The organism is Pseudomonas protegens (assembly GCF_003732485.1).
Lineage (GTDB): Bacteria > Pseudomonadota > Gammaproteobacteria > Pseudomonadales > Pseudomonadaceae > Aquipseudomonas > Aquipseudomonas protegens_B.
Window position 1 is genome coordinate 28,678 of sequence record NZ_MOAK01000092.1, and the last position, 18,124, is coordinate 46,801.

Consider the following 18,124-nt stretch of genomic DNA (forward strand, 5'->3'; position numbering starts at 1 on the left):
TCGGAGGGCCGCGAAGAATTCGAGGCCACGTCGGTATCGCTAACAAGCTCAGACGCCCCGGAGATTTCGTTATCCTTGCCGAAGGTAGCCAACGAAACAAACGCGTAGACAAACTCTGGGTGGCGATGGACGAAGGTGCGAAGCACGCTGCTCTTCCCTGCCCCGTACTCCCCCGTAATAGCGATGTTCCTGACTTGATCGTTCCTCAGACCGTTCAATAACTCACGTTCATACCGCTGTATCTTCGTAGGCTCAATGAGCACAGGGGTTAGCGGCTGGAACAGATTTTCATGAGTAGGTATGGCCAAGAACGCATATGCGGCCTTATAAGCAGCGACGACCGCGCAGGGGTATCGCTTCAGGGCGGCCAGCTTGCGGCGAGTCTCGTTGTTCCAGACGATATAGGCATGTAATGCCCGGTGATAGATGGCGCGCAAGCGAATGAACATCCGTGTCTCCAAGCAGGCTGGCGGCTACCAGGCATTCATCTGCCAAAGACTGAATGATCGATCTTGGGTCTGAGCGGGAAGGTGAACTTCCGGTGAGCCTGATACGAGATTTTGGATGATAGCTCACCGCCATCTTCGCCTGCGAACCCTTTGTTCACCAGGCAAGAGCTAAGCCCTAGCTTACCTCTGCACGATCCGCACATTGATGGCCTGTAGCCCCACACCTATACTCGACGCACTATATACAGGAGTATCAAATGTCCAGACTCGCCGAATTCCGTGCCCTGGAGCAACAACTGGCTGCTCAGCTGGCCGAACTTGAGACCCTCAAAAACGATGATGGCCTTAAGCGCGAAATCGAATTTGAAAAAAAACTCCGTAGCCTGCTCTCGGAGTACGGCTACAGCCTGCGCAATATCGTGTCCATTCTTGACCCACAATCTGCCAGTCGACGTGCACCAGCCGCTGTGGCTGAAAAGTCCAGCCGCAAGCCCCGTCAGCTTAAGGTCTACAAGAACCCACATACGGGCGAGCGCGTCGAGACCAAGGGTGGTAACCACAAGACCTTGAAAGAGTGGAAAAGCCAGCATGGTGCCGACGAAGTCGAGAGCTGGTTAGCGTAGTAAATCCTCATGAGCAAAGATAAGGGGCCTCGTAAAGGCCCCTTTTTTTATTTACCTGGAACAGTGATGCCTCTCTGGGCGCTCCTACGACTCCCGCCTACTGCACGCTCCAGGTGCCCTACTCGCTCTAAGGCCACCGTACCAACTCCAGCTCCTTGAGCCGGATGGCCATCGCCGAGTCCGAGACACCGAATTGCTGGGCCAGTGACACTAGGTGCTGGTTGTTAAATCGGGTGCATCGCGCCAGCGCCAGCTCACGTTCTCCCGACTCTTTCGGGGAGTAGAGAAGCCGATCCGGATTGTTGGGGTCGAGGTGATAGGCAATCACGTCGCTGAAGCGCAATTGGCCCTTGCAGCAGAACATGAACTCGAACCGTTCCCTCACCAGTTTTTGAGGCATGAGGAAGCAGGCGGCGAAGCGATCGGCTTGTCGCTCTGCAGGTGCACGTGGTGCCTGCAGAATACTGCCGTCAAAAGCGCGGTCGCGGTGCATGACAGTGTCTTCGTGGAGCACAAGATGGCCGATCTCATGCGCGCCGGTGAAGAGCTGGACTTTGTCACCAAATTCAGTCGCGACGGCGATCTTGTTCGATTGACGGTCAATCAGGCCCGCGATACGAGTACCGGTGTTGTGCCGATTGAACTGGGTGTCTCCCAGGGTGGGATGCTCATGGTAGTCGTAGCCGCAGACCATGGCAGCGATCCGGGGGCTGCGCATCATCATTGGTGGAATATCTTGATCTGGCCACAGGTAACGGCGATCACGGTAAATCTGCATGAGCAGATCGGTCGCTGCTTTCTCGATATGGGCTTCATTCATGGCAAAACACCAAATGTAGGCTCTCAAGCACAATTTAGCCCAATATGTAGTGCTTTCAATATGTGTCTAACCCAATATATAGGTTTTGCCGATGAACGGCGATCACTGTAGCGCGCCAGCTTGTTCCTCCAGCGTTTCTGAATACGCCTCGCTGATGCCCTGAGGGCACACTAACGACCCCTGGTTAGGCCACACCCCGCGGTGAACCCCATTGCGAATATGATGGGCTACGCGGCTGCATCGAACAGCGGATAGCGCCTATGCCGGGTGTCTGGTGCCTCCACCTGTACTGAATCTCAGCCCCTCAAAGGCCCCAAGTCAATTGCCAGGCAACGAAGGTCAGTGACCTCGGCAACCATGGTGTTGCTGGCGTCATGATGTGTGAATGTTCCCAAGAAATAGACGGTGAAGTACCTCACTAACCGCGCCTGCTCGATAAGCTCATTCACATAGCGCCTCGATCGGTGCCGAGTCATCACTTCATCTGAGACGTGGAGGAAGGCGCCCTTATCCGCGACCTTGTCAAAGAAACTGAATACGAAACCAGCCCCATCCCTCCGCTCAATGCGTCCTCCGCCGTTGTAGACGTACCCTGCAGTATCAGGCCTGGCCCAAACTACCTTTTTGAAGTACGAACGCAGCGGTATCACACCACGCCCTGCTATGTTGATGGTCACCTCGGGGAAGAGGTCTTTGAGGGTCTCGCGGGTCTCCTGGTAGTAATCCACGAGTTCTCGAAGATCACCGGTACTATGGTTCCGATTTTTTCGGCTACCTTCTGCGTCACCACCGCCCCGCCGACGATAATGCTCCGCCTCGTCGACGTTACCTGGGGCGACTCGAGGTGTACGTACTATGGGTTCTTCTAGTTGTGTCGGCGGAACAAAGATATCGATGACCGAGGTGAGTTGGCGTTTAGCCAAACGGGTGCGTGTCTGCAACTCCGTTTCTCCTGGCAATGCTGCATCGCTCCCCTCGTCCTCATCGGGCAGCACCCACTCGCACTCCGCATGATGGGCATAGTGCTCGTTGTCCTTGTAGTGCGGGGATTTGACGCGCGCTCTTTCGGTCGGATGGATGTCGTAATTGACGGCTGTGATTTTAGGCGCCGGCTTGAGAGCCCTGCACTCGGGCGATGAGCATTGAAACAGAAAACGGCTGCGTGGCTGGTTTTGATTGAAGTAAGCCTGGCGTGCACCGCCTATGGTTAACTCCTTGCCCAACTCCACACAGTATGCCCGGGTGATCCTTCGCTTGGTTCGCATCGGCAGTCTCAACCAAAAAACTCGAGACTAGCGTGCTCGGCGTCGAGCGCCAAGGTCTGAGCTAGAGCTGTTAGCTAAGACCTTGGTCTAACAAAGAGTCATCAGGAAAGTGGCGTGGGCCACGGGCCTTGCGGGTTGCTGATTAGCTGAATCCGTGACCGCTTAACCCATTCCTGGCCCGCTAAACCCGCCCGGTTTGGGCTTGGACTTAGGTTTTGGGGGCTCGTAGTTTGTTGAGTCCAGCCAATTTTTCAAATCGCCCACCGAGGTAAACTCCATCATGAGTAATTCGCCCCCGTCAGGGTGGTCAACAATCAGCTCGATCCCAGACTCGCCATTGTCTTCCAGGCTCAACAGCCAGTCGGTGTAGCGCTCAAAGGTAACAAAATCGGTTCCGATATTGCCTGAGAAAAAATCCTCAACTAGATGCTTTGCCTCGAGCATCGGGCCATTATTTGGATGCGTCTCAACGAGTCCAGATTCCTGACCGAAGATGTACTGATTACAAACTTCAGAGTAGTAGGCGTTAAAATTCACTCCGCGTCTAAATGAGTTGATCTCCTTTGCTTCAGACCAAGCCACATAGTGACACTCTAAGCTCAAGCTCCTCCAGCCCTCTTCTACATCCAGTAGTTGGCAGAGCTTGAGGCGTCTCCACTTTCGGACTTCATGCTCGATATCCGATTTTTCGTATTTGAATTCAACCATGAGTATTTTGGTATGGTTGGTGAACAAATAGTCTGCACCTAGAACAGTATCTTGCCCGTCTAGAGAGCAGCGAGTGACCTGTCGACCAAAGTCCGACGCACGTCGCTCCATATATTTGGAAAAGGCGTCAATTACGGATTGCTCGTGTCTTTTTTTCACTATGTTCCTGCATTGGTCATCAATTAAATTCGCACAGCCATGGGATGCCCACTAGCCAAGCTGGGGAGCTTTAGCTCGCTGTTCTAGCAAGGAACAGCCCATGACCGAAATCGTTTGTGCTTCCGAGTTCTGCTCAGTTTGCTAGAGCGAAGTCAAGTCGATTGACCTGAATGCTTCGATCGTCAGTGGCGTGTCCTTATCGTGGCTGGAGTGTTGATCTGACACTGCTGTTCCCTGAATCATTGCTGGCTCGCGATAGCTAACTGACATCGCATGAAAAAATACCCGAACCTTGCGTTCTAGAGGTCAACTAGAGATTATTCGAGCAGAAATGCGCGCCGGCGACCTATTGATCTATGAGCTACTACCTGCGAGGCATGAGGATGGGTGTCTCCGAGCAGATGACCAGCTTCTTCGCTCCTCGGGTCATTGCCACATAGAGATTATTGGCATCCATCTGGCTGGGGTTCAGGATCACGGCGATATCCGATTCCAAGCCTTTGAGCAGAAGCGTGCTGCCCACAGCACGACGGGACAATGGCCGACCTAAAATCCGGTTCCGCTCACGCACCTGCAAGGCTGCATCTCTCAACGAATGCGTACCGGCCGCGGCCATTCGCAGGGCGCTCAAGCACGCCCGGAAGACCTCAGGCCTGTAAACGTGCGTACCAGGCTGGGCTCCGAAACTCTCAAGCAAACATGCTGCAGCAGCAAGGTCTGGGCTTTGATAGAAATCCACAGCGCTCTGTTCAATGGCAGTCGGCGCAGTGCGGTTACGCCCACCAATGATAATTGCTACTCGGCCCATGAGGGCTGCTGCGCCAACACCTGTCATTACGCTTGCGGCCAGATTTACGAGTTGATCCAGCGCCTGATCGGACATAGCGTCAAAGGATCGGGCGAAGCTAATCAATTCGCTAAGCTCGACATTCTCAACCGCGGTGGCCCCCGGTGTCTGACTGGACAAGCGGAAGCGGCTGCCGGGGTTTGTCGAGTCGCCGATGATAAGGGCTGACTCGCCATCCCTGATCCGAATCAAGGCTGCATTGCGCCGCTGAGCGTCTGCACTTTCAGGTCGGATCGCAATCCACTCGACTTCCTGTGGAGTAGTGCGGAGGTCGATCCCCTCTCCTGCTGCCAAAGGCCTGCGGAGCTCGAGTAGCCATCGTCCCAAATGCTCGGTATTGGCGCGGCGCCAACGCCAGGGGGTGTCCAGGGCTCCGACCGCAGGAAAATGCGGGATGACATCAGCCTGCCAGTTCACCAATGGATTTCCGCGGAAACCGAAAATCGCCTGCATGGGATCGCCAAGGACATAGGTCGGAACATTCTGGGCAAGCCAGGCGACGATCACGTGCTGGGACTGATTGCAGTCTTGATATTCATCAACCAGCAGGTGTGAGTAGCTCGCCCGAATCACGGCGCTAATGTGACCGCTCTGCAATAGCAGCCCTGCGGCATTGCGAATGGCTGGGTAGTCATGCGCGCGGTTTTCCAGCAAGAGAATTGCAGGGTCGTGCCCGCTGCGCGCCGGGAATTTACTGATCAATCTCATCGCGAAGCCGTCCAGCGTGGCAACTTGGTACTTCGAGGTTAGGATGTGCGCCCTCTGAAGTCGGGCACGAAGCGCCGCTACCCCTGCGTTCGTGTGAGTCAGAATCAGTATCGGCTTGGCATCGATGTGAGTGGTCAGGGTGTCAGCGATCAGCTGGGTTTTCCCACAGCCTGCAGGTGCCGTCACGGAACCTCGCGGGAAGGAAAAAAGATCTATTTCAGCCGGCATGCACCCACTCCTTGATACCGCTGATGATTTGTTGGAAGCCTCCTGCGGCCGTGAGCAGATTCGGGCCGATGATGTCCTTGGCAATGGCCTGGTAGGTCGTTACTGATTTGTACCAGCCCTTTGAGCGGATCCGTGACGCGACGCCAAGCAGGACTCGGGTCTCAGCAGGATAGGGATTCCCTGCGGCACGATGCTCCTGGATGGCCGTTTGTCCGCGTCGACAAGCAGGAGCACTCGGTAACCGAGACCTAGTAATGCGGAACCACGGTTGTAGATATTATCCGTAGTACCGCCCCCGGCGTTTACATAGGCACAACCCTTGGCTAGAAACGAATCATTGTTGGCGGAGCTCCAGAACTGGTCGAGCCCTCTAACCAGACCGACTTCGCTGGCCCCCTCACACACGATGACTTGCTTCGCCAGAAAGGCCTCAGGGTCAGCGCGCAGGGTGCTCTGTACGTCGTTGCCGGTGCCGGCAACCAATATCAGGTGGCGGTCAGCCACTTTGCGCACAACATATAGCTGATCACCCGAGAGCTCGCGCAGGGCGACAGGAGAATGTGTAGTAATGAAAACCTGCAGTGGTTGCTCTGGATCCTTGGCACCCATGGAGTCGAGGAACCGTACCAGTCGGTGAGGCTCAAGTCCGTACTCAACCTCATCCACTAGAGCAATGGTTGCGGCGTCGGCAGCCATGCGCTGGAGGCCCGCAACCAGCAAGCGTGAGGAACCTGTACCAAGAGATCGAAGCGGTATGCCTGCACTATCATGCAGCGCAATGGCACCATCGCCGATTGAAACTGCATGGGCATCTAGCAGAGCTTGTGCGCCCTCGCCCACAGGAACGCCAAGGTACCGTGATGTCCTATTCACGATGTCCAGAGGGTGACGAAGTTGAGCGGAGGCCTGGGCACCGAAGTTCTCCCGGGCTTGCCTGGCCGCGCCCGCCAAGGCACCACTCAGCTCCGGCCGCTCTTCGGTCAAGCGGTTTAGGATCGAGTTACGGCTCCAGGAGAGGTTCGTGCTGGCGAAACTGCCGATTCGCGCCGGCGCAATTCGAGCGCGATCCTTCCACACCAGACTTCTCTCTGTACCCACTTGAGCGGCGCGATCTGAATAAAGCATCCACGTCGGTTCAAGATCGCTATTGACCTGCAGCCTCAGGGTCAGAACAGTTTCAAGCCCCGTCCCTGGCTCGTCTTCCACCATTCCTGTCTGGAGATTAATCCCTCGAAGAAAATCACCGTAGGCTTCCAGATTTATCATCTCATCAGGCAAGCATCCCAGCGTGACGGAGATCGTGATAGGCACATTGACGTTCAGGTTGTAAAAGTCGGTGTCGCTGAACGACACACTGCGCCGTGCGCTGAGACAGTAATCGATGGCATCCAGGATACTCGATTTACCGCTGTCTCCTGGGCCAATCAGGCAGTTGACACCGTTGGACGGTGCCCAATCGAGGGCTTGAATGGCCCTGAAGTTACGGATCTCGAGCTTTCGTATTCTGACCATGGATATCGCCTCCTTGCGCCCCGTCTCTGCGGGCCTGATTGGCGATAGTAGCGCTATGGCAGCATCCCCGCAAAAGTGGCGATGCGCCCTTCTCCCATCACTTCCTTCTAATGAAATCCTGATGAAGCGTTGACTACGTGCTACCTAAGTCCTAATGGCCGAGTAACGCCTGGGGAAACTAACGGATGCTGTTTTTGAAAATTTGACGTGTTTGTTTGTAGTCAAAGCGTAAGCGCAGCCAAAGGCTGCGAAGAAGGCGATTCCCCCCCCTAGCCCTTGCGGGGCTACGCAGGAGCAAGCTAGGCGACAGAGACCAGATCTTGAAACCGCTCAAAAGCGAAAGCGAATCGGCAAAACCGTGTGTGAACCATGCAGATCATCTGCGCCTGCACACCACTCGCTTTTTTCTTGCCCTCAAATATAGAACTCCGTCTCGCGAAAAAAATTTCAAGGATGCATGCGGGAAAAGAGTTCAAATACAGATAAAACCACTAAAAGTATGGGTTTAATCAGTGGAAAAAACTGACTTTGTTGGCCGCTGGACACGAGCGCATCTCCAGCAAGGGGGGGTATCGGGATGTCAGGAATGAGCATCTGCTGTACCCAGTATGATCCCTCAGGTTAGTCGGCGAGTTGAGTGCCTATGGCAATCTCTGATGCTCTACGTCGGGTCTTCCGCTGCAACAGATGTGCGTGGGCCCTTCCACTTCTCCTTGGCCAGGAGCATCAGTGTCGCTCGAAACAGGATTCGCCACTGTGCTGACGACAAGCTGATAGCCATCAGTGAGGCGATAGGGGTGAGTCCTCTGACACTGTTCACATTGACGCTTAGCGTGGAGAGCGGCCAACCTTTTGATACAGCTACGCATCATCACGGCCGACAGAAATCTTTCTGCCCCGCCACGCTGACCTCACATCGATTCAGGTGAAAGTCCTTCCCACACTACAGCAAGGTTGTGATACTCATCGAATGTAGCCACTTTTATCTCCACATCTCGAACCGACTCTAGCAAGTCATTTAATCTTTCTTTGAGGTGATCGCGTTCAAGCAACCGCCCCAAATCCTGATAGACGCAGAAATAGACAGCCCGACTATATGGCTGGCCCTGCTGATATTCGACCCGCCTCTCTTGATGATTCTGCACTGTATGCCTCAGGTGCCCCATCATGAACTGCCGATATGCTTTGACCTCAACAGCCCGTATATCGCTGCCTTTCGTCACCATAAGATCAAAGGGAGCCCTGTCACTTTGAACATGTACCGATCCCCCATCAATAGTATAGAAATCGGATATAGCCTTTAGTGCTACCTGATAGAACTCCATGCCCGATGAAGGGGAATAAGTCTGCATGATCCGCTCGCGGTCTTCATCATCAATACTAATTTCACCAAGCTTCTCAGTGGCCGCAGATATCACTCGCTTGATCTCACCGGCCAATCCTGTAATCATTCCGTAATCCGCGCGAGTAACCGCTCTGTTGTGAGCAACCTTATTTCGGAGCTTGTAGAGCAACCTCCACTTATCTCGAAGTTTTTCTGCTGAAAAATCAACCAGCTCGGAAAAATATTTATCCCAATTAGATTTCGGAAGAACACGAAGAATTTTAACTTGATCACTTTCACTGAACTGAGTTACATGAAGTATCCGATCAAGCTCTTCAAGACCAATGTCACGTTTCTTTTCGAACAACATATCGCTCAGATGTATGAAGTCTAGCTTATAGAGATCATTTACATGGCGAGGTTCATCTTCGAAGCTCTCTATCTTCTGCCGCAGCGAGGGCAGCATCGCATCTTCAGCCCATTTTACGCCAACTGTAACTAGCAGGAATTTTGCTATCAGCCGGCGCATGAGATTCTCAACCTCATAGACAACTGGGTAAGCTTTTTCGGCGAACACTTTCCCCGCACCATCAAGCAAGGTATTTACCGCCGTTTCACCAGGCCGAATCCGTTCAGCGATGCTTTTGATATGATCGCACATGCTGGCAAATTCTTCTGCGAGCTCATTATTGCTGCACTCAAGTGCAACATAGAAGTAACGCTCATCGCTCGCCTTGACTTTATCGCTATCGACTTTGTATTTGGCGGATACAATTGCTTTGGATTTCGCGCTTTTGCGGAAGCTAACGCTATTGCCAACAAAAATCAGCAAAGAATCGATTTTTAAAAACTCAATGAAAGCTTTCGCAGTCCCGCAAAAACTCTCCTCACCTGGAATCAAAATTAAAAACTCAGTTCTCACCTGACACCACCATGGCTATACTATTCTTCAGAAAGCTAGCGCTGAAGTCGTATGGTTAACCATACGGCTGTTAGCAACTCACCCACGCCAAATCCTTCACTCAAGACGCTGCCTTCCAAGATTTCTCTAAGTCATCAAGCATCATCTGGCTCGGTAGTCAAAATTATTTATTACAATTTCACCGTTATGAATTTTATCGTGACACGCCTTGCAAACAACCAGAATATTTTCCGGCTCCCCTACACCGCCAAATGCCAGGTCTACGATATGGTGCCCATGTAGATTGGTGTCTTTAGCGCACACCTCACACATATGTTCTTCGCGGGTTTTAGCAATCGCGATAGCCCTTCTATGCTCGCTATTTCTTTTCGCGGTCAACTGCCACCCCTAGAAGCTTTTCATTTTTCGACGCAGGCAATAACCCTATCTCATTTTCAACTCGAACCAGGAATTCCGCGATAATTTCATCCGTGGTGTCTGGGTCGCCAGACACGGTGATCATCACATCCTTCGTATTATTGCCGGGTGCAGCGCCTGGCCTCTTAGGAAGGGCCTTGTGTCGAACTTCGCTTGGCTCAAGTCCAATTTTGCTCACCTCAGTCAAAAATTCCGACAACAACTCAGCACTATCTACATAGCTTATCTTGACTAGAACATCTTTCTTGTCGCCCACATTACTTCTCTATGTAGTTAACGAGCTTGCGATGTTTTTTGGCGAATTCCTTAGCAATTGTCTCTAGTTGCTTACGCTTTTCCTTAGGCACATCACGATACACTAACGATACGGCAACTTGCTCACCTGGAGCGGCAGGCCGCTTTGATAGCTCTTCAACATCAGTAGATTTATTCATGGGAGACCCCGCTAATATCATCCAAGTCCGACAAGTCAGCGCTAGCATTCATTGAAATAAAGCCACTACCTTTTTTTATTGCCAACACATCAAAATCCAGAAAGCTAGGATCTTCGGTGTGTAGTGTGTAGACAAAATATGAACCATCGGCTTTTCGCACGTGTACGATGTTGCCCTCAACGCGATCAACAGAATCGCCTTCCGAGAGTATTTCAACTTTGAGTATTTTCATTTGGTGCCTTAATATTTAAAAACCATCCGTGTGATATCAGACTCGACTTTCTAATTCAAACCGTATTAATCAGTCACGCGAAAAAACATGTCCTTGTTACCACAATTTTAAAGGGCATGGCAATTCGATATCGCGAGCCACCCGACTCGACTTGCATTTATTGACTATGGGCTGTCCGGTGCGCCTCTCACGCAGCCGCTCCCGCTAGGCTTGTGGGGATCAATTATGTGTCCATGAGAATCCCAGGGAAGCGAACAGCCCGCCCCTCTTCGTTGAGCTCAGCTCGTCCATTGGCCTCAATCCACCTGAAGCTGCCATCGTGCTGGCGCACCCGATCGCACCGGTAAACACCGCCGCGCTTCATCGCCTCCTGGATGTCGGCGGAGACGCGATCACGATCACCAGGATGAATTGACTAGACTGATTCCTCAATCAGGATACCTGCCAAGCACCTCTCCGCTGGCAGCCCAAATGATCGTGAAAAACGCTCATCGGCGGTGACTCGGTTTTCCTGAATGTCCCACACCCATGTTCATTCGTCGCTAAGTTGACATCCTTCGCTCTGACGACTTGGCCGACCATGGAAAATCCGTAAGAATGTCATTTGGCTATTATAAACTGTACGGAACACTCATATGCCACGGAAGCGCAAAGGGAGCGGCGGCGGGCCGATCGCTCTGTACGCCCTGTTATTCGTTGTTGCCCTTTTGGCGCAGGTTCCAAAGCAAGCCTGGATCGCCCTTGGAGTTATCCTGGGCGTAATTGTGTTGGTATGGGCCGTCAGACGCGTCACCCAGGCAAAGCCTTACGCGCCTGAAGATGACATTGTTGCTGAGATTGCCGCTGAATCTCGACAGGCGCCCCCCCCCCAGTCTCACCGTCCACTTCAACACCAGTGCCCTCGAGCGAGACTTCCATACTGTCCAAGTCGGTTCGTCCAGCGATAGTCAGAGCTACGCCATCCCAAAACAAAGTGCAAAGCCCATGGGGGTTCGCTGGCTTGCAGAAGGTGAGTCCATCACCGTGGCCGGATTAGCTATCCCGGGTGGAATGCTCTACATCACCGATCGGGCAACCCAGTTCGGTCAAACTGAACCGTCTCTGATTGATGCCACGCTTCGAGTCGCACGCTCTCCCATGAGCCTTACCGAGCGGCAGATGCCCTATTGGCCAAGTTACCTAAGCATCACGCCTGCGGCGCGGCGAGCGTATCTGCAATGGTTGGCAGGAGGTCGCCGCCAGCCTGCGGATGCGGGATACGTGTTCCTGTTTTTTTACGGGCTTGAACGCCGCGCGCTGATTGATGCACCGAGCGACCCTCAGGCCAAGGCAGAGATTTCTGCCATCAAGGCCGAGGTGGAACGCTTGCTTGGTCTCTACGGGGACAACCATTCTTTCCGCGGCTACGCTACCCGCTTTCTCGCCCATATCGACGCGGGTTCTGTTCAACCTCAAAGCTATATGGGTGAACCCACCGCTAGTTCCGCAGATGGGTACGAGCTGCCCATGTCGCTGCGCGTCGCGCTGGGCCAGATGGCCGTGGACAAGTTTCCACTCCCCCCGCACTGGGCATTAGCCTGGGCGCTCGCTGAGCCAAACATTTCCAGGCGAACACCCGTGACCCGTTGTCCTGAGCAATTCGCAGCGCTCTTCAAAAACGAATTCGCAAAACGTTATCCCAACGGCATTGTGCTGCCTCAGAACAAGACCAAGCTGAAGATTGCCTATCGCCCCGCTTCCTCCGGATTGAACATCCCGGCAGCAGCCGTGGGCGACCTCCCCGATGTCGCGGCAACCTCAGGAACGCGTAACAAGCTGCAGGTTATAGTGGAAGAATGCACCACCGTTCTAGACGCTTACAGTCGATATCTGGGGCGCAACCCAGACGCTGGAGATAGCCTGGAAGCCATCCTGCAGTTGCCAACAGAACTCTGGCCTGCTGAAGCAAAAGCCGAACTCGAACAGTTGGCACAACGCGTCGGCGGCGAAACTATCTGCATGAGTTTCGCTGAGCTGGCAGGCCGTTTCAAATCCGCCGGCGCGCTTTCCCGCGACAAAGTCGTGGCACTCGCCCGGGCCTTGGAAAGTAAGCGGATCGGATTAGAGCCCGATGTGCTTTCTGGCAGCCGTACGCCCAAGGCAGAAGACACCATCGCACTGTTCGCAGCGGACTCTGATGAAGGCACTCTTCGGTCGACCGATGCTTACAGCGCTGCAGCAGTGACTTTAGACCTGGCCAGTGCAGTGGCTGCGGCAGACGGTGACACCTCGCTAGAAGAGGTGAGTTTGCTGTCCGGCCACATTGATTCATGGGATCACCTCTGCGTCGCGCATCGAAAACGCTTGAAGGCGCGCCTCCAGATTCAGCTGAAGCAACCGCCGACACTGGCAAGCCTCAAGAAGAAGCTTGAGCCGCTGACGATCGAGGCCAAGCGGAAAATTGCCAGCTTCCTGGCCCACCTGGCACAAGCGGATGGCGAGGTGACGCCACAGGAAGTTAAGCTCCTTGAGCGCGTATACAAGTCGCTCGCCCTCGATCCGCAGTTCGTCTACAGCGACCTCCACAGTGCAGCTGTTCGTCCCTCCCATAGAGTGGAGGCACTGACTGCGAATGCCGCGCTGGCCACTGTGACACAGACATCAGAAAGCACTGGCTCTGGCTTTGCACTGGACATGGACAAGGTCGCTCGCTTGCAACAAGAAACGGCAGAAGTGTCGGCGCTCCTGGCCAGCGTGTTCAATGAAGAATCGCTGACTGAGACGACTAGCGCCCTGGAGCCCGAGGCGCCCCAACGGCAGGAAGAAAGTACCGCCGAACTGCTTGCTACCGTACATGGCTTGGACGTCGAGCATTCAGCGTTCCTTCGGCTTCTGGTGTCACGGCCTGAGTGGAGTCGTGCCGAGCTGGAAGACGCAGCCAGTGATATGGAACTGATGCTGGATGGCGCCTTGGAGCGGATCAACGACACAGCGTTTGAGCTGTTCGACATGCCCGTGACCGAAGGTGATGATCCCATCGAAATCAACCCCGACATTCTGGATGAGCTAGCCCTATGAGTAAGATACGAGCCAAGGATCGCGACGCGGTCATTCAATCGCTGCGTGCGGGCGTAGTGCCCCGTGTTGGGCAGCATCTCATCCAGGTAGGTCGAGCGGGTGAACTCGATTCGCTGCTCAAAGATGTGGATCGTCTCGCGGATGGCGGCTCGGCTTTTCGCGTCGTCGTTGGCGAGTACGGCGCGGGCAAAACCTTCTTCCTAAACCTGGTACGCGGCATCGCCATGGAGCGCAAGCTTGTCACCATGCACGCCGATTTGAATCCAGACCGCCGGCTTCACGCTTCAGGTGGCCAAGCGCGCTCACTTTACTCGGAGCTGGCCAAAAACATGGCCACCCGCACCAAGCCAGAAGGCGGCGCTCTGCAGGGTATCGTTGAGAAGTTCATCTCCCAGGCTAAAACGGAAGCCAAGACCAAAGGTGTCGAGAGTGAGGCGGTCATTCGTGAGTACCTGGCAGAGCTCACCGAGATGGTCAATGGGTATGATTTTGCCGACGTCATTGCCGCCTACTGCCGCGGCTTCGAGGAAGGTAACGAGCAGCTCAAGGCTGACGCCATTCGTTGGCTACGCGGGGAATTCTCCACCAAGACTGACGCCCGCGCTGCGCTGGGCGTGCGGACGATCGTCGATGATGCTTCTGTCTACGACCAGCTGAAATTGCTGTCACGATTCGTACGCCTGGCTGGTTTCGGCGGCTTGATGGTCTGCCTGGATGAACTGGTCAACCTGTACAAACTGGCAAACACCCAGGCCCGTAACGCCAATTACGAACAGATTCTGCGCATCCTCAACGATTCGTTGCAGGGTTCCGCTGAAGGCCTGGGTTTTGTATTGGGCGGCACACCAGAGTTTCTGATGGACACTCGTCGGGGGCTCTACAGCTACCCTGCCCTGCAATCCCGCCTCGCTGAAAACAGCTTTGCTAAGTCTGGCCTGGTCGACCTTTCTGGGCCTGTCATTCGACTCAGCAGCCTGACACCTGAAGACTTCTACGTACTTTTGCAGAAGCTGCGCAACGTATACGCCTACGGTGAGCCTGAGAAGTTTTTGCTGCCGGATGAAGCCATCCCCGCTTTCATGGCGCACTGTAATCAGCGCTTGGGCGAGGCATATTTCCGGACGCCGCGCACGACCATTACGGCTTTCATCAACTTGCTCGCGGTGATCGAGCAAAACCCTACCGCGGATTGGCGAACCTTATTGGGCGCTGTGGAGCTGACCAAGGATGAGGCCGGGCAGCAAGATCTAGAAGTTGAGGCCGACGATGAGCTCGCCAGCTTCAAGCTCTGACTCTTCTTCGTTCGAGCGTTTACACCCGGAGGTTCGGCAATGGATCTGGTCACAGGGGTGGACGTCCCTGCGTGATGCGCAGGAGTGGGCGGTACCGGCATTGGTGGGCGCCGATCGCGATGTGATCATTGCAGCGTCCACTGCCGCAGGTAAAACAGAGGCCGCATTCCTGCCGATCCTGACCAACCTGCTCAACAACAGTGAGCCAGCCGGCGCGGTGCTGTATATCAGCCCGCTCAAGGCGCTGATCAACGACCAGTGGGACAGGCTTAGCCGGTTATGTGAGAGGCTCGAACTGCCCGTCGTTGCTTGGCATGGCGATGTGGCAGCAAGCAAGAAACAACGGTTTTTGAAATCGCCTGAGGGCATCTTGCTGATCACTCCGGAGTCCCTAGAAGCCCTGTTTGTAAATAGAGGCTCAGGCTTACCTGGGGCATTTCAGAACCTTCGCTACATCGTCGTCGATGAGCTTCATGCCTTCATCGGAAGTGAGCGTGGAAAGCAGCTGCAATCGCTAATGCAACGGGTTGAAATCGTCGTGGGTAGAACACTGCCCCGTGTAGGGCTTTCGGCGACGCTTGGGGAGATGTCGCTGGCCCGCAAGTTTCTGAGGCCAGTGTGCCCGGATGGCATCACGGTTATTGAGTCAAAGTCCTCTGGCCAAGAGCTCCAGGTACAGGTGCGTGGCTACATTGAGCAGCCCATGCAGCAGTTGGTGGTGGAACACCCAGGGAATGCGTCAACAGATGAAGGCGCAGAGAAGGAAGACACCTCAGGTACCAAAGTGGCTATCGCAGGTCACCTGTACAAGGTGCTGAGGGGGCATAACAACCTGATCTTCCCCAACAGGCGCCAAGAGGTTGAATGGTTTGCCGACCGTCTGCGCTCACTGTGCGAAAACGATGGTGTGCCGAACGAGTTCTGGCCGCATCACGGTAGCTTGTCCAAGGAGCTACGCCAGGATGCCGAGCGGGCGTTGAAAGCGGGAGATCCTCCAGCTTCTGCCGTATGCACTACCACCCTAGAGCTGGGTATAGACATCGGTAGCATCAGGACGGTCGCACAGATCGGCTGCCCACCCTCTGTGGCGAGTCTCAGGCAACGGCTTGGCCGCTCTGGTCGTCGACCCGGTGAGCCTGCGATGCTCAGGGCGTACTGCCGGGAGCGCCCTTTAACAGATAAGTCGGATCTCTCCGATCAGTTACGTGAGGGCCTTGTCCAAACGGTCGCCATGATCCGCTTGCTGATAAGTGGATGGTTTGAGCCGCCTCGATCTGGAGGCCTACACGCCTCGACACTGGTGCAGCAGTGTTTGTCTTCGATTGCTCAGCTCGGCGGTGCCTCGGCGGCGCAATTATGGGGGAATCTCATCGCAAGCGGCAGTTTTGCGAGCGTAACCAAGCCTGATTTCCTGGCTTTGCTCAAGGGTATGGGGGAGAAGGAATTAATCGTCCAGGACAGCTCAGGACTTCTGCTACCAGGCGAACTCGGGGAGCGGTTGATCAACCACTATGAGTTCTACACTGCCTTCACGAGCGATGAAGAGTTTCGTTTGCTCCGGGATGGCAAGTCACTTGGCTCCCTGCCCGTCAGCAAACCCCTGACCAAGGGACAGCGCATCATCTTCGGCGGAAGGCGTTGGCAGGTTCAGGATGTCGACCTTGAAGCGAAGGTGATAGTGGTCACACCGGCTCGGGGCGGCGAGCCTCCTCAGTTTGATGGGCTTGGTGCCCAGGTGGATGATCGTGTCAGGCTTGAAATGCGAAACGTGTTGATGGAAACCACATCCTGTCCCTTCCTGGACAAACATGCTCAAGCGCTCCTAGAGGAGGCTCGGAGTAACTTCCGCGCTCTCGGGTTGGGTGACGCGGCGATAATTGGCTCTGCCAGCGTAAGCCATGTGGCTACCTGGCGAGGGGATTACACCAACGATGCGCTGGCCTTGTTGCTCAGGCATGTGGGCATTCAGTGTGAAAACACCGGGCTATTCCTGGAAGTTGCATTCGGCGGGCAGGACACATTGCGAGCGTTGCGCGTGGTCGGTCAAATGGACATCTCGAGCGTAGAGCCGATCTTGGAAAATGTCGAAAACATGATCCGAGAGAAATGGGATTGGGCCCTTCCCCGCCCGCTTCTTATGAAGTCGTTCGCCTCAAGCCATCTTGATCTCCAAGCCGCGGTCACCACAGCTCGACTCCTTACACTGGAGTCGCAGGTTGGCAACGAATAGGACTTCGCTCTTCTCCACGCCCATGATTTCGGCCGCTTATGTGTAGGTGGCTGCATGGGCTTTGAGCGAGCTGGCTTCGGCTATACAGATACTGGTAAGCCTGAAGTTAGAGGGTATGGCAGGCGCTGGTTCGCATGGGGACTACCTGGCTCGGATCGCGAGCTGCGAATTCTGGCAGGAGTACAAATGTACTCAGCGATGTGCTAATGGGTTCAAGGTTCTCTGGACTACGCCTGCGAGCCATCCGCCTCACTCGATACGCGCAAAGCCATGAGCTCAGCCTCTGCGGTGGTGAGTTTGTGTGCCAGATCCACCTCCCTTAGCTTCGCGGCTGCGAATTGCGACTGAGACTCACCAGCCTCTTTAGCCTTTGCTTCCAACTGTTGAGCGAGCAGTTCCTTCGCACCTTCCGCACGCGCAGTAGTAGCATTGGCAATGCTCAGCTCACCCCGCAGGGTTTCGACAGCCTCACGATGTTGCGAGGCTTCCCTGGCATGCTGGCGATTTTCGGCAATGAAGCGCTCGTTATCCCGGATCAATCGGGTGATCTCCTCCTGCTTGACCATGAGCGTCTGCTGAAGGACGGTCAGCTCCTGCTGCAATTGATAGAGCTGGGACTCGTGGCGGTTCAGATCTTGGTCTCGCTGCTCCTTGATCGAAGCACGGTAGTGTTCCAGGGCCTCCCGGGCATGCATATGCTTTTGCTCCAGAGACTGGATCTGCACATCCTTAGGGGTGGAACCTTAACTAGAACCGGCTTAGAAGCATGAATAGTTATGGCCGTGCGAATTTCCTTACTCACCTTAGTTATCACCTGTCATGTCAAACTCATAGTAGTAATCAACCATCCGAGACCCATTGACTCTTACATGCTCGTGGTTAACACCATCACTTTAT

General features: G+C 54.4%; 16 protein-coding genes and 1 pseudogene. 4 read left to right on the forward strand and 13 right to left on the reverse strand.

The genetic code is table 11. From position 1 onward, the window contains the following. Positions 1-449: YobI family P-loop NTPase (locus tag BLX41_RS36995; protein WP_473241699.1), on the reverse strand; the 449-nt coding region annotated here is incomplete at its 3' end. 257 nt (positions 450-706) lie between these two features. On the opposite strand from BLX41_RS36995, the gene BLX41_RS32570 reads away from it, so the two are divergent. Beyond that, complete coding sequence (locus BLX41_RS32570; RefSeq protein WP_123728179.1) at positions 707-1,072, forward strand: histone-like nucleoid-structuring protein, MvaT/MvaU family; 366 nt, start codon at positions 707-709, stop codon at positions 1,070-1,072. Between the two features lie 127 nt (positions 1,073-1,199). Here the strand turns inward: BLX41_RS32570 and BLX41_RS32575 are convergent, their stop codons facing one another. From BLX41_RS32575 to BLX41_RS37160, 11 genes and pseudogenes are all read right to left on the reverse strand, one after another. Continuing rightward, positions 1,200-1,892 (reverse strand): ImmA/IrrE family metallo-endopeptidase, encoded by a 693-nt coding sequence (locus BLX41_RS32575; RefSeq protein ID WP_123728180.1) that lies wholly within the window; start codon positions 1,890-1,892, stop codon positions 1,200-1,202. Between the two features lie 296 nt (positions 1,893-2,188). After that, positions 2,189-3,121: a hypothetical protein gene (locus BLX41_RS32580; protein ID WP_148059803.1), complete on the reverse strand. Its 933-nt coding sequence runs from the start codon at positions 3,119-3,121 to the stop codon at positions 2,189-2,191. Positions 3,122-3,319: 198 nt separating this feature from the next. Then, a complete protein-coding gene (locus tag BLX41_RS32585) occupies positions 3,320-4,024 on the reverse strand; it encodes a hypothetical protein (protein ID WP_123728182.1) in 705 nt (234 codons plus the stop codon). Between the two features lie 364 nt (positions 4,025-4,388). Continuing rightward, complete coding sequence (locus BLX41_RS32590) at positions 4,389-5,807, reverse strand: UvrD-helicase domain-containing protein (RefSeq protein WP_123728183.1); 1,419 nt, start codon at positions 5,805-5,807, stop codon at positions 4,389-4,391. Beyond that, positions 5,797-7,319 (reverse strand): annotated as a pseudogene (locus tag BLX41_RS32595) (ATP-dependent nuclease). The gene BLX41_RS32590 and the pseudogene BLX41_RS32595 overlap by 11 nt, the downstream one beginning before the upstream one ends. 911 nt (positions 7,320-8,230) lie before the next feature. Further along, on the reverse strand, positions 8,231-9,565 hold the full coding sequence (locus BLX41_RS32605) for a HEPN domain-containing protein (RefSeq protein ID WP_148059804.1): 1,335 nt from the start codon (positions 9,563-9,565) through the stop codon (positions 8,231-8,233). 141 nt (positions 9,566-9,706) lie between these two features. Beyond that, positions 9,707-9,877: an HNH endonuclease gene (locus BLX41_RS37525; protein WP_123728185.1), complete on the reverse strand. Its 171-nt coding sequence runs from the start codon at positions 9,875-9,877 to the stop codon at positions 9,707-9,709. Positions 9,878-9,923: 46 nt separating this feature from the next. Continuing rightward, a complete protein-coding gene (locus BLX41_RS32615; protein ID WP_123728186.1) occupies positions 9,924-10,238 on the reverse strand; it encodes a hypothetical protein in 315 nt (104 codons plus the stop codon). Between the two features lies 1 nt (position 10,239). Continuing rightward, positions 10,240-10,416, reverse strand: a complete 177-nt coding sequence (locus BLX41_RS33970) for a hypothetical protein (protein ID WP_185073907.1) — start codon at positions 10,414-10,416, stop codon at positions 10,240-10,242. Further along, positions 10,409-10,648, reverse strand: a complete 240-nt coding sequence (locus BLX41_RS33460; RefSeq protein ID WP_148059806.1) for a hypothetical protein — start codon at positions 10,646-10,648, stop codon at positions 10,409-10,411. The genes BLX41_RS33970 and BLX41_RS33460 overlap by 8 nt, the downstream gene beginning before the upstream one ends. Positions 10,649-10,871: 223 nt before the next feature. Beyond that, positions 10,872-11,060, reverse strand: a complete 189-nt coding sequence (locus BLX41_RS37160; protein WP_311197616.1) for a PAS domain-containing protein — start codon at positions 11,058-11,060, stop codon at positions 10,872-10,874. 407 nt (positions 11,061-11,467) lie between these two features. On the opposite strand from BLX41_RS37160, the gene BLX41_RS32630 reads away from it, so the two are divergent. The 3 genes from BLX41_RS32630 to BLX41_RS32640 are packed head-to-tail and all read left to right on the forward strand — an operon-like array spanning position 11,468 to position 17,227. Further along, the gene (locus BLX41_RS32630; RefSeq protein ID WP_123728188.1) at positions 11,468-13,705 is read left to right on the forward strand and encodes a tellurite resistance TerB family protein; all 2,238 of its coding nucleotides are present in this window, start codon (positions 11,468-11,470) and stop codon (positions 13,703-13,705) included. After that, positions 13,702-14,997 (forward strand): ATP-binding protein, encoded by a 1,296-nt coding sequence (locus tag BLX41_RS32635; protein WP_017135672.1) that lies wholly within the window; start codon positions 13,702-13,704, stop codon positions 14,995-14,997. Before BLX41_RS32630 ends, BLX41_RS32635 begins: the two co-directional genes overlap by 4 nt. Before the next feature lie 43 nt (positions 14,998-15,040). Continuing rightward, positions 15,041-17,227: a DEAD/DEAH box helicase gene (locus BLX41_RS32640; RefSeq protein ID WP_185073913.1), complete on the forward strand. Its 2,187-nt coding sequence runs from the start codon at positions 15,041-15,043 to the stop codon at positions 17,225-17,227. A gap of 227 nt (positions 17,228-17,454) precedes the next feature. Here the strand turns inward: BLX41_RS32640 and BLX41_RS32645 are convergent, their stop codons facing one another. Continuing rightward, positions 17,455-17,922 (reverse strand): hypothetical protein, encoded by a 468-nt coding sequence (locus BLX41_RS32645; RefSeq protein ID WP_259745500.1) that lies wholly within the window; start codon positions 17,920-17,922, stop codon positions 17,455-17,457. Positions 17,923-18,124: the final 202 nt, after the last annotated feature.